Consider the following 12,761-nt stretch of genomic DNA (forward strand, 5'->3'; position numbering starts at 1 on the left):
TTATAGAATTAGAAAAATGTCCTTGTTATTTTAGCTTTATTCTCTGATTTTATTCTTCCATACAAAAAAGTACTTAAGCTTTTACTTAAGTACTTTTTTAAAGGATATCAACCATTTTTTAATTACTTTCTTATTGGAATTTAAATGGGAATCTATCCGTGTATAGACACATGCCTTAAACAAAATATCGCTTATTTTTTTAGCAATAGATACATAAAGTAAGGAGCACCAATAAGGGAAACTACAATACCGGTTGGTATCCCGCTAGGCTCAAGTATATTTCGTCCGACTGTATCAGCTAGTAACAATAACCAGCCGCCTAATAGGATTGCAATTGGTAAAAATAGCTGATGTCTTGGACCTACTAGCGATTTCGCGATATGGGGAGCCATTAAACCAATAAATGCAATACCACCCGTAACACTAACTGCAGCTGCTGCTAAAGCTACTGCCACTATTAAGAAGGCTATACGTTCTTTTTCAATGGAAACTCCAACACCAATCGCCACTGGCTCACTGAGTCCTAATAGATTTAACCGGTTTGCTCGATACATGGTAAAAGGAACCAGTACGATCAACCAAGGTAGTAAGGCTAAAATAAAGGGCCAGTCCGCGCCCCAAATGTTTCCTGCTAACCAATTGGCTATAAAATCAACTTTTTTAGTATCAGCAGAAGAAATGAGAACAATCATTAAGCCTGAAAGCGCCATGGAAAAGCCCACACCTATTAATACTAAACGTACTGGCTGGAGTCCAACTTCGCGATTATAGGAAAAGATATAGATTAGAAATGCTGTAAGTAAAGCTCCTAAAAATGCCACAATAGGTAAAAGGTAAATAAATGAACCAGGATCTATAGGGAAAAATAAAAAAAACAAAGCAATTGCTACACCTGCTCCAGAATTGATACCAATTATCCCAGGATCGGCTAAATCGTTTCGAGTAATCCCCTGGAGTATAGCTCCTGATAAAGCAAGAGCCATGCCTGCAAGTAAGGTAATAATAATTCGTGGGAGCCTGATAGAAAATAGTACAAACTCTTCCTTAAAGGAGCCATCTCCTAATATAGTTGGAATCAAGCGGTCAAAGGATAGAGAAGAATAGCCAATTCCCGCACTCACGAAAGCAGTCACTAAAATTAAAACTAGAAAGCTAACAAATAATATACGTTGTTTTTTTATAACTTTGGGATGAATCATTGAAATATTTTCCCTCCTTTTCGAACAATCAATAAAAAGAATGGTAGACCCATTATTGCAATGATTGCCGCCACAGGGGTTTCATATGGAATATTAATCGTACGACCGATAGTGTCAGCTAAAAGCATTAATATAGCTCCTAAAATAGCGGACATAGGGATAATAAATCGATAGTCAGTGCCGACAATGGCCCGAACGATGTGAGGAACCATCAGACCAACAAAAGCCATGTTACCAACTAATGCTACGGATGCGCCGGTTAATAAGATAACTACTAAAAATAGAATGGTCTTCACTAAAAAAATTCTTTGCCCTAATCCAACTGCTACCTCTTCATTCAAGCTTAAAATAGTAAGCTGTCTAGATAGTAAAAGTGAAACAATAACGCCTGCTATAACAAATGGAGCAATGACCTGTAGCTGACTCCACGATGTACCAATTAAACCACCGGAGGTCCACATAGAAACATCCTTTGATATTTTAAAATATATACCGATTCCATCTGCAACGGCATATAAAAAGGCTGAGACGGCAGCTCCTGCAAGAACGATGCGCAAAGGAGAGAATCCGCCTTTTTTAGCAGCCCCTATACTAAAAACTAATATAGCCCCTAACGCAGAACCAACAAAGCAAGCAAATGTAATACCTAAATAGTTGGTAGCCGGTAAGAAGGCAAGAGTTACAGCTAAAGCTGCATTTGCCCCAGAGGTTAGACCAAGTAGACCAGGATCGGCTAAAGGGTTTCTTGTCATCCCTTGCATGATAGCTCCCGATATAGCCAAGGCTGAACCTACTATAATTGCAGCCACCTCACGAGGAAGACGTATTTCTCGAATAATATTTATTGAATCGTTGTTTTGGGATGTAAAAATTGCTTTCCACACATCTACAATGCTAGTTTCTGCAGCTCCAAAGATGATAGCAAAGCCAAACATAATGATAAGCAGGAAGCAGCTTATTATTAATTTAATACTAAAATGCAGAGAAGAGTTCATATTTTAGTTCCTTTCTGACATGAAGAAGGAGGAATTCCAATATGAATCCCTCCAGTACACTATTTACTGTTTAAAAAATTTTCCTTAAAGAACGCTAGTTGATAGTCTAAAGAAATTGGGTCATTGAAGTAGAATTCTTCAGCAACAGCCTCAAAAACTCGATCTTCTTTTACGGCAGGAATATTTTTGTATACATCAGTTTCTTGGAAGGAGTTATCCTGTGTCCCTGCTTTACTGAAAATAATGTAATCTCCTGCATATTCAGGCAATACTTCGAGCGATAAAGCATAAAACCCATCTTTTAAAGCCATTTCCTTTACTTTTTCAGGCATTGCTAGCTTCATTTCCTGATAGATAATTTCTGTTCCTCTACCCCAGTTATCACCAAATACATATAATTGCTTGTCAAAATTCTCGATAACAGAGACAGTTGCATCATCACCTATTTTGGTTTTAATTTCTTCACCTGCTGTTTGTGCACGTTTCTTAAAATCATCTATCCATTCCTGAGCTTCTTTTTCTTTATTTAATAGTTTTCCAATTTCTAAATGTTGAGTAAGGTAATCTACTTTTCCATACGTAAACGTAACAGTTGGAGCAATCTCTTTTAATTTGTCTAAATTTTTAGCAGTGGAAAGTCCAATGATTAAATCCGGGTCTAGCTCAATAATTTTTTCTAGGTTATCCTCTGAAACCTCTTCTACATCTGCGAAATACTTATCAAACTGAGGATTAGATTTCGACCAAGCATCAACCCCAACAAGGTTTACTCCGAGTGCGGCTACATTCCCCGCATAGGTAGATACCACCACAACACGTTTCGGATCAGCAGGAACTTCAATCGGACCTTCCTCTGAATTATATGTAATAGTAGTAGACTCTTTGGGATTTTCATTAGCTGTTCCATTTGTTTCGTCATTATTACAAGCGCTCATTAATAAGATAAGTAAAAACAATATTGGTATAAGAAGCTTTTTCATTTTTTATATTCTCCCTTTAGTAGGTTATATGTAATGCACATTGGTTTTTCTGTCCTCGGATCCAAGCCTATTTCAGCATCAATTTGAAAGACATCTCTTAAAATTTCTTTTGTGATGACTTCCTTGCAATTACCAGCCTTAATAATATGGCCATCTTTGAGAGCAATAATATAATCAGCAAAGCGTGCAGCTTGGTTTAAATCATGTAAAACCATAACAATAGTTCTTTTTTCTTGAACATTTAACTTCTGTAAAAGCTCTAGTACTTCTAATTGGTGGGCCATATCGAGATAGGTGGTTGGTTCATCTAAAAAGATGATTTCCGTTTCCTGTGCAAGCGCCATAGCAATCCAGACTCTTTGACGCTGTCCTCCTGAAAGGGAATCTACTGGTAGATATTTAAACCCAAGGGTTCCAGTCACTTCCATTGCCCAATCTATTACCTCATAATCTCTTTTGGTGAGACGTCCAAAACCGCTTTGGTAGGGGAAACGACCATAGGATACTAGTTCACCAACTGAAAGTCCACTTGCACTTTCCGGAGTTTGGGGGAGAATCGCCATCTTCTTAGCAAGCACTTTTGTGTTTTCTCTTGAAACTGTTTTCCCATCTAACAATATAGATCCTGATTGGTGTGGAATAATCCGCGTAATTGCTTTTAGAAGGGTGGATTTGCCACAGCCATTAGGGCCAATAATTGTTGTAATTTTTTGGTCAGGAATTTGTATAGATAGCTCCTTCACAATAAGTTTTTCTCCATAGCCTATAGACAAATCTTCCGTATAAAGGCGAACCATTTAAAAACCTCCAAACTAACAGTTGATAAAATAAATGAAAACGATTATCATTATCATAAAGAAAGCATATGGAATTTTTGGGCAGAAGTCAACAATAAATTTCAAAGGGGATTACAGTATGCGTGATATATTTGATGTAACGATAATTGGTGGTGGCCCAGCAGGCTTATATTCTGCTTTTTATAGTGGATTACGAGAAATGAAAACAAAGATTATTGAATTCCAACCCCAGCTAGGTGGTAAAGTTCATGTTTATCCAGAAAAAATGATATGGGATGTGGGGGGACAGCCTCCAATCTCGGGTGAACGATTAATCCATCAGCTAGTAGAGCAGGGGTTAACATTTAATCCGGAAGTAGTATTAAACGAAAAGGTAGAAGCAATTAGTAAGGATAACAATGTCTTTTGTTTAACTACAGCTTCTGGAGAAATTCATTATTCCAAAACCATTATCCTTGCAATCGGGGGGGGAATCCTAAACCCTCTTAAACTAGACATACGTGGAGCAGATCGCTTTGAGGTTAGTAACCTAAACTATACGATCAAATCTATTCGTCGCTTTAAGGATAAAACCGTCGTCATCTCAGGTGGAGGGAACTCTGCGATTGATTGGGCAAACGAACTGGAGCCAATTGCCAAAAAAGTATTTGTTACTTACCGCAAGGATGCGTTAAATGGACATGAAGCTCAAATAACTCAATTGATGAATAGCTCAGTAACCTGCTTATTCAATACATCTATCACTAAGCTGATCGCTTCTAATAACCGTGACATTATTGAACAGGTAGCCCTTTCAAACAATGAAACAGGGGAAATTACTTATCTTGAAGTGGATGAAGTCATTATCAATCATGGCTATGAACGAGATGCAGAGTTGATTGAAAAAAGTACGGTAAATATAGCAGTGAAGGATGAATATTACGTAGCCGGCACCAGTAAAAGTGAGACGTCTGTTCCAGGTATTTACGCAGCTGGAGACATATTAGCTCATCCAGGAAAACTACACTTAATTGCAGGTACTTTCCAAGATGCAGCAAATGCGGTAAACCGAGCGAAACAATTCATTGAACCAGATGCACATAGCTTTGCCATGGTATCCTCTCATAACGACATGTTTAAGGAAAAGAACAAACAAATGCAAAAACAGCTTATTTAAAGACCCTATGACTGTCCAAGACAAGGGATGGTAGAGAAGTGTCACGTTAATAGAATGAAAAGTGCACCTAAAAGGTGGAGAATGCCACCTAAAGGTTAGCAATTAACACCTAACTGGTGGAATCGCACCTAAACCTAGAAAAGTGTCACCTAGATGGAATAAAAAGTGCACCTAAAAAGTGAAGAATGCCACCTAAAGGTTAGCAATTAACACCTAACTGGTGGAATCGCACCTAAACTTAGAAAAGTGTCACATAGATGGAATGAAAAGTGCACCTAAAAGGTGAAGAATGCCACCTAAAGGTTAGCAATTAACACCTAACTGGGGGAGCCACACCTAAACCTAGAAAAGTGTCACCTAACCTGGAGAATAGGAGAAGGCACAACATTCCACAAAAAAAGGCTTCCCTAACTGGGTAGCCTTTTTACCATTTAGCCTTGTGCTCCTCAATACATCCTAACATCTGCTGGATCGTTAGAATTGTTCCGTCTTCTAAATGAATCTTGCCATTATAATACCCCATCATCTGATTTACTTCCGAGGAAACCAACTTAACATCTGTCTTCGCTACTCGATGGAAGAAAGGAGTGAAGGTGAGATCAACGTCTTTAGAAAACTTAGTCTTAATTTTCCAAGGGACCATGAAATCAGCATTTTGATACTGAAACACTAAATCCTCATGAATCTTTGACAAATGACCGTCTACAATAACAGCATTTTCTGTCATCCCAGTGCCATCCGTCCATTTACCTCCAAAGTTAAGCCCAATTTTTCTTGCCCCTACACGTTGAGATGCAAAGCCCCAGTTCCAAATTGCCTCGCGAGGCCAAACGCCTCTTCCATAGTCTAGTACTGCAAAGTTATCTTCGCCTTGAAAGGAATAAGAGGAACTACCCATCTTCACAAAGCCCTTAGCAGGAAGGAGGTGATGCTTCGCAGTAAATTGGAATTGAGTTCGATTCCATGGAATAACCACATTTAAAGAATCCTCATCTGGTGGATGAGAAATAACCAAATCAGCATGCAAAACTTCTCCATCAAAATCTGGAACTGTAACTGTCATATGAGTTTCATTTTGAAGATATAGGAGCTGAATGGACATTTCCTCAGACTGTAATCGAACGCTTTCCAGTACATTAGTTGGCATTTTCACCTTTGTACCTAAAGGAATAGTTACCGTTCTTTCGACAAAGCGTTGCGTCTCATAATTTAGGAAATAAACAAAACAGACAGCAGCATAATCTAAATGACTAATAGTTACTGAAAATAGGACTTCATCTCCAAAGATGCACCAATAATTCCATTTTTTCTTTCGCATATAGTGACCTTTAAGATTACTTTCAATTATAGGTCTTCTAGCGAATCCAATTGCCTTCGGATTTAAATTTCCCTTATCATCGCAGAGCAAAGTCGGCACTAAGATTTCCTTTTCTGCATGTTGTCGCATCAGCCAACTTCCTTTCCCAAAAATATAGAATAAAAGATAAAAGATTGTTCAGTTAACTTCATACTAGCATATATTCTTCTTAAATACATATAAACAAGATAGGAGGAGGTGGTAAAAATGGCAAAATATAATAGAAACGCTGCCATTCAATATGCGGATCAATGGTGGAATAGCTATAATCCTAATTTCCCTATATTTGATGTGGATTGTACAAATTATATTTCACAATGTTTATTGGCAGGTGGGGCCCCTATGAGAGGGCAGCCAAATAGGGAAAAAGGGTGGTGGTTAAGTAATAATTCATGGAGCTTAAGCTGGACGACACCCCATTCGTTACGGTGGTACTTAGCTGGATCTACTATTGGATTGCAGGCAACACAGGTTAATTCCGCAAGCCAGCTAACACTAGGAGATTTAATCTTTTATGATTTCCAAGGGGATGGAAGGTGGGATCATTCTACGATTGTTACAAGGGTTGAAGACGGGGTGCCGTACGTGAATGCTCATACAAACAACAGTAGAAATAGATATTGGGAATATCAGGATTCCTATGCGTACACCCCTAATACGAAGTATGTATTCTTTCATGTAAAGGATGATTTTTAAGTAAATTACGCATACCAGAACAATAAAAGCTCCCGAACCTACTCGGGAGCATTGATATTTAAAATGTCTTTCTTACTTAAGGCAAATACCATAGGACTGCAATTGTATCCTCACCTGCATGTACTGCAAGAGAGGTGCTTATCTCACCTATGGTTACATCTAAATTCGGACAAGATAGCAAAATAGTTTCTTTTAAGCTTTCCGCTTGCCCAAGAGCGTTGGCATGCATAATATAAACAGTTTTGATACCATCATTTTCAACAGAGTCTACAACTTTATCCACTAAATATTGAATCGCTCTTTTATGGGAGCGTACCTTATCTAGCTCCTGTAGCTGACCCATATTATTTATTTGAATAACTGGTTTTATTTTTAAGAGACTTCCTAAGTAAAATTGGGCACTACTTAAACGTCCACCTTTATATAGCTGAGTAAGATTACCGATTAAGATATAGTTTTTAAACTTAGTAGCATCTGATTTTAGGTGTTCCACTATTTCGGTATAAGGCAGTCCCTCATGTTGTAGTTTAATACCCTTTTCAACTAAACCAGTAATTCCAGCAGATAGTGATAGGGAGTCTATACAATCTACTTGCACTTGAGCAATTTGTGCTCCAGCAACAGACGATGAAAGGGTACCGCTTAAACTATTTGATACATGTATGGCGATGATGGATTCGTATTCTTTACTTAATTTCGAGTAAAGCTGAGCAAACTCACCTGCTGATGGCTGGGAGGTTTTTATAGAATCCGCACCATTACGAATTCGTTCGTATAACTGCTCAGACGTTAAGTCTACACCATCTACAAACTGCTCCGTACCGAAATGTATATTAATCGGAACTATAAAGACATCGGGATGTTCTTGTAAATAATTATTTATATATGCGCTGCTATCAATAACCCATGCAATTTTATGTGGAATCATTCTGTACATCCTATCTATATATATTTACGATAATAATGTAGCATATTCAAATGTAAGTGTTATATTGACTAGTTGTTAGTTTCTTTTGACTTGCTCCACCAACGTTCATTCCAGGAATCAACTATATCAAACCGATGACGGAAAAGAATAATGGCAATAGCTAGAGATAAGGGGGCAAGCTCTCGGTATTCAGGTATAACTAAGCATAAAACACCATATGCACTGAAGGCGAAAATCATGCTTAAGGTTGCACTTCTGGAAAGACCTAAGAAAAATAAAAAAATAATAGCTAGTATTCCAAATAAAAATGGATTAAGTGCTAATGATACCCCAATGAACGTAGCTATTCCTTTGCCTCCTTTTCCTTTTAACCAAATAGGATATAGGTGCCCTATGATGACGAAGAATGCTGCAATCGAAATAACCAAAATCGAAAAATCTAAATAATGTCCAATATAAAGTACGAGAACCCCTTTTAAAGCATCTCCAAGAAAGGTTAAGATGAAGGCAGTCTTACCTAGTACAGCGCCTGCATTTCTAGCACCGAGGTTCCCACTTCTCATGTGCCGAAGATCAGTTTTCTTCCATTTGCCAATCCACCAGGCTGTAAGAATGTTGCCGACAAAATAGCTGAAAATCCAGTAGAGAACCAACAGATCACCTCAAAATAACATTTGTATTGTTTCCTATTTATACTATATTTTACACTAAGTATACGTGCTGCATACATAATTCTAGTAGTAACTGAAGACTTTTAAAGTTTCATAGAAATTGGTATGATTAGAAGGATAAAAAAGACTGACAATTAAGAGGGTGTTAATATGACGGAACAATCATTATCAGTACGTGACGCAATTATCCAAAGAAGATCTATTAAATTGTTTAATGGAGAGCTAGTTGATCGAGATACATTAGTATCTATTATGGAGGATGCTCTTTGGGCTCCAAATCATCAGATGAGACAGCCATGGCGTTTTATCGCAGCATGTGGCGAGGAAGGTTTAACAGAATTACATGAGCTGTTAAAAGAATTTGGCATTCCGAAATGGAAAGAGCTTTCAGAGGATGCTCTAGAGAAGCAAATGCAGAAATTTAAAAATCCTGGAGCATACCTATTTGTCATTGTTCCGGAAGATGCACGTCAAAAGGAACGTTTAGAGGATTATGCAGCAGCTAGTATGCTTGTGCAGAACATCCAACTTCTAGCTTGGGAAAAGGGTATTGGATCATGCTGGAAGACACCAGGATTCCTAGACAATCCTAAGTTCCGTGAAGCTTTAGGAGTTCAATCTGGAGAACGTATTATCAGCATGTTCCAGGTCGGTTATTACAATGAAGCACCTCAACCAAAACCACGTAAAAGTATTGATGAAGTTGTAACATTCTTTGGAAATCAAAAATAAAATGCAAAAGGCAAGCAAAAAGAGGGGAATCCCTGATGTTGCTTGCCTTATTTTTTATAGTAGGGGGGAACTGGGCCGCTTTCACTATGAAGAGATACTGTGTTTCGATCAACTATATAATGAATTTTGTAAGTTCCGTTCAAATACCCCTTTTCCCAGCTTTCTGTGAAGGTAACAATATACTCATGATCACCTCTATTTCTTGCAGAGGACTTTCTAGATACCTGAAAGCCTTCAATTTCCCCATTCCATTTCTTTTTATCCTTTGGAAAGTTACTAGAAATAGTATCTTCTCCAGATGTTGCACGTTCAATCGCGTCTTCACTAGTAAAAGGGGGCCGAGTTTCAGATGAAAGGGAGAAACTTCCCCATAGTATTAGAGTAAGGGCAACCGGAATAAGAAGTCCGAATTTAATATGGCGACCATCCATATTTTGAGTGTATAGCCATCTATCCACTAGGCCGTATAGGAAGGCCGGAACTATTCCTAAAAATAGTATGTCTAGATCCTGGAATAAGAAAATACCACCAAATAAGCCATGAAATAAAATATATAACCAATTATACTTGGGTAATATTTTTCTTAGCATTAATTCTAAAACAATAGAAACGGCTGTCCCGTATATAAAAATGATGATACCACCGTAGTAAAAAAATAGAGAAGCCCAGCCAATAAATTCTTCACCACGATCATATGGTGAAAGAGAATCGTTACCAATCAGGCCATAAGAAGAAAAGCTTAAAGCAAAAAGCATGGCAGTGATGAGGGTGGTCACAATTTTTCTAGCTAGTAACTTTAAAGCTTGTTCTTTCATTAAAGTCTCCTTTCATTTTTAAGTTTTTGTTGAAAAAATTATACAGTAATTTGATGACAAAAGCACATGAACTCAGAACGAATTCATGTGCTTTTCATGGTTTATTTTTTTAATTCGTCTTTTGATAGGCTAGCGAGCTCATTATAGTAATCACCAATAACTCGTAATCCTTTATCAAAATTTTCTAGATGGAAATGCTCATTAGGTGCATGGAAGTTTTCTGTAGATAAGCCAAAGCCCATCAACACTACCGGTAGTCCAAGAATTTCATCAAACGCTGCTACGATTGGGATAGATCCGCCACCGCGTGTATAGGCAGTTGGTACAGCGTAAACTTTTTCATAGCTACGTCCTGCAGCTTGAATAGCTGGATGGTCGAAAGGAGTGATGAAAGGTTTACCTTTATCAAATTCAGTAACTGTTACTGTTACGCCAGCTGGCTTATGCTGATCAATATGAGCTTTCAGCTTTTCAACTATTTCATCTGGATCTTGGTCTGGTACTAAGCGACAAGTAATCTTAGCTCCTGCCTCGCTTGGTAAAACCGTTTTAATGCCTTCCCCAGAGAAACCACCAAATACTCCGTTGATTTCAAGAGTTGGACGAGCCCAAACTCGTTCTAGATGTGTATAACCCTTTTCTCCAAATAACTCATCGACACCTACTTCTTGTTTCAATTCATCCTCACTGAAACCAAGTGCAGCATATGCTTCACGTTCTTCTTCCAATAAAGGACGAACGTTGTCATAGAAGCCTTCCACTTCAATTGTACCCTCAGCATTACGGAAAGACTCTAGAATAGATACTAAAGCGTGGATAGAGTTTTGTACTCCACCACCGTAAAGTCCAGAATGCAAGTCTCCTTTAGCACCTTTTACATCAATTTGAACACCACATAAACCGCGTAGACCGTAACAAACAGCAGGTTGTCCAGGTCCTTGCATTCCTGTATCAGAAATAACAATGACGTCTGCTGCAAGCTTATCTTTGTTATTTTCAATGTATTCTTCTAGATTAGGACTTCCAACCTCTTCCTCACCCTCGATAAGGAATTTCACATTAACAGGTAGAGAACCCTCTAATTCAAGAAGCGCTTCAACTGCCTTCACATGCATGAATACTTGTCCTTTATCGTCACTTGCACCACGAGCATATAGCTTATTATCACGTACCTCAGGCTTGAATGGCTCTGATTCCCAAAGGTTTAATGGATCTACGGGCTGAACATCATAATGTCCATAGATCAGTACCGTTGGCTTGTCTTCCGCATGTAGCCAGTCAGCATATACTACGGGATGACCTTTCGTTTCATCAATTACAATATTTTCTAGTCCTACTTGTTTAAAGGAGTCTGCAAGCCATTCTGCACCTTTTTGCATATCTGCTTTGTGCACTGATAAGGAAGAAATACTTGGTATGCTAAGGAATTTTTTTAATTCTTCTAAATGTTGTTCTCTTTTTTCTGCAAAATAGTTATCTAAATTAGTTATTTGGCTCATAGATTTATCCTTCTTTCCAAAGATAGTTTAGTAAAAATAGTATATCACAATTTCAAGGTAACTAAATCATTAGAAAAGTTTGTTAAATAGAGATTAACGAAATAATCTCTATCTAAATTATAAAGGTATTTAGCTTATGTATAAAGAATACTAATAGAAATATGGTTAACTCATATAGAAGATAGGCTATTACAATAAACAAAAATTAAAATTATAGAGGGAGTGGATAGGAATGAAGAAATATGTTGAAATAGGTTATCCAATCTATGAAGGGATGCCTGTTTATCCCGGTTTACCAGAAGTTAAATTAGAGCCAAGAGAGCGTTTGGAAAAAGGGGATGATTGGAACGGTAGCGTTCTTAGCATGTATCTTCATGCTGGTACCCATGTAGATGCACCATATCACCATTTAAATAATGGGAAGGGGATAGATGCTATTCCAATTGAAGACTTCATTTACGAAAATCCACTATTAATTGATTGTCCAGTTGGTCCTAATGGTTTTATAACAATTGAGCTACTTGAAAAATATGAAGATCTTAAGACTGCTGATATTCTTATCTTTAATACAGGAAACTGGAAACACCGCGGAACTGACTTTGAAAAATATGCTAATAACTTTCCGACTGTCTCACCAGAAGCAGCCGAATATATTCGGACAAAATTGCCGAACTGTAAAGCAGTCGCTATTGATACGCTAAGCATTGAAAACTTAACAGAAGCAAAAGAGAATGGCTATTTCGTACACCATGCTTTCTTAGACCATGAAAGGTACAAAGAACCGACCATGCTTATTTACGAAGACATTAACCCTGAACCTTTAATAGGCAAAAGACTTATTTCTGCCTTCACCGCACCACTACGTATCAAAGACCATGATGCATCGGTAGTTAATGTCATCGTACAAGTGGAGGAATAGAGATTAGACTTTTTGAA

The 12,761-nt window shown here is 37.8% G+C and carries 13 protein-coding genes; 4 read left to right on the forward strand and 9 right to left on the reverse strand.

Features of this window, described 5'->3' with window-relative positions:
• Nucleotides 1-191 precede the first annotated feature (191 nt).
• Genes MKY09_RS02565 through MKY09_RS02580 form a run of 4 tightly spaced genes read right to left on the reverse strand, consistent with a single transcriptional unit; the run spans nt 192 to nt 3,971 of the window.
• On the reverse strand, nt 192-1,199 hold the full coding sequence (locus tag MKY09_RS02565; protein ID WP_298473630.1) for an iron ABC transporter permease: 1,008 nt from the start codon (nt 1,197-1,199) through the stop codon (nt 192-194).
• Nucleotides 1,196-2,194: an iron ABC transporter permease gene (locus MKY09_RS02570; RefSeq protein ID WP_298473633.1), complete on the reverse strand. Its 999-nt coding sequence runs from the start codon at nt 2,192-2,194 to the stop codon at nt 1,196-1,198. Before MKY09_RS02570 ends, MKY09_RS02565 begins: the two co-directional genes overlap by 4 nt.
• A gap of 59 nt (nt 2,195-2,253) precedes the next feature.
• The gene (locus MKY09_RS02575) at nt 2,254-3,174 is read right to left on the reverse strand and encodes an iron-hydroxamate ABC transporter substrate-binding protein (protein WP_298473636.1); all 921 of its coding nucleotides are present in this window, start codon (nt 3,172-3,174) and stop codon (nt 2,254-2,256) included.
• On the reverse strand, nt 3,171-3,971 hold the full coding sequence (locus tag MKY09_RS02580) for an ABC transporter ATP-binding protein (RefSeq protein WP_169361511.1): 801 nt from the start codon (nt 3,969-3,971) through the stop codon (nt 3,171-3,173). Before MKY09_RS02580 ends, MKY09_RS02575 begins: the two co-directional genes overlap by 4 nt.
• A 118-nt stretch (nt 3,972-4,089) precedes the next feature.
• Between MKY09_RS02580 and MKY09_RS02585 the strand changes: the two genes are divergently transcribed.
• Nucleotides 4,090-5,127 (forward strand): NAD(P)/FAD-dependent oxidoreductase, encoded by a 1,038-nt coding sequence (locus tag MKY09_RS02585; protein WP_298473640.1) that lies wholly within the window; start codon nt 4,090-4,092, stop codon nt 5,125-5,127.
• Nucleotides 5,128-5,551: 424 nt separating this feature from the next.
• Here MKY09_RS02585 and MKY09_RS02590 read toward each other — a convergent pair whose 3' ends face one another.
• Nucleotides 5,552-6,574 (reverse strand): DUF2804 domain-containing protein, encoded by a 1,023-nt coding sequence (locus tag MKY09_RS02590; RefSeq protein ID WP_342567503.1) that lies wholly within the window; start codon nt 6,572-6,574, stop codon nt 5,552-5,554.
• Between the two features lie 117 nt (nt 6,575-6,691).
• Here MKY09_RS02590 and MKY09_RS02595 point away from each other — a divergent pair, with 117 nt between their 5' ends.
• The gene (locus tag MKY09_RS02595) at nt 6,692-7,180 is read left to right on the forward strand and encodes an amidase domain-containing protein (protein ID WP_298473643.1); all 489 of its coding nucleotides are present in this window, start codon (nt 6,692-6,694) and stop codon (nt 7,178-7,180) included.
• A 76-nt stretch (nt 7,181-7,256) separates the two neighbouring features.
• Here MKY09_RS02595 and MKY09_RS02600 read toward each other — a convergent pair whose 3' ends face one another.
• Nucleotides 7,257-8,108, reverse strand: a complete 852-nt coding sequence (locus tag MKY09_RS02600; RefSeq protein WP_342567504.1) for a DegV family protein — start codon at nt 8,106-8,108, stop codon at nt 7,257-7,259.
• A gap of 68 nt (nt 8,109-8,176) precedes the next feature.
• Nucleotides 8,177-8,761 (reverse strand): glycerol-3-phosphate acyltransferase, encoded by a 585-nt coding sequence (locus MKY09_RS02605; RefSeq protein ID WP_342567505.1) that lies wholly within the window; start codon nt 8,759-8,761, stop codon nt 8,177-8,179.
• A 168-nt stretch (nt 8,762-8,929) separates the two neighbouring features.
• Here MKY09_RS02605 and MKY09_RS02610 point away from each other — a divergent pair, with 168 nt between their 5' ends.
• Nucleotides 8,930-9,511, forward strand: a complete 582-nt coding sequence (locus tag MKY09_RS02610) for a nitroreductase (protein WP_342567506.1) — start codon at nt 8,930-8,932, stop codon at nt 9,509-9,511.
• Nucleotides 9,512-9,558: 47 nt separating this feature from the next.
• On the opposite strand, the gene MKY09_RS02615 is transcribed toward MKY09_RS02610, so the two are convergent.
• Nucleotides 9,559-10,326 carry a hypothetical protein gene (locus MKY09_RS02615; RefSeq protein ID WP_342567507.1) on the reverse strand — a complete coding sequence of 256 codons (768 nt, stop codon included), beginning with the start codon at nt 10,324-10,326 and terminating at the stop codon, nt 9,559-9,561.
• A 101-nt stretch (nt 10,327-10,427) separates the two neighbouring features.
• Nucleotides 10,428-11,825, reverse strand: a complete 1,398-nt coding sequence (locus MKY09_RS02620; RefSeq protein ID WP_342567508.1) for a dipeptidase — start codon at nt 11,823-11,825, stop codon at nt 10,428-10,430.
• Between the two features lie 232 nt (nt 11,826-12,057).
• Between MKY09_RS02620 and MKY09_RS02625 the strand changes: the two genes are divergently transcribed.
• Entirely contained in the window at nt 12,058-12,744 is a 687-nt protein-coding gene (locus MKY09_RS02625; protein ID WP_251553507.1) for a cyclase family protein, read from the forward strand.
• Nucleotides 12,745-12,761 lie beyond the last annotated feature (17 nt).

This window comes from Psychrobacillus sp. FSL K6-4046 (assembly GCF_038624605.1).
Taxonomy (GTDB): domain Bacteria; phylum Bacillota; class Bacilli; order Bacillales_A; family Planococcaceae; genus Psychrobacillus.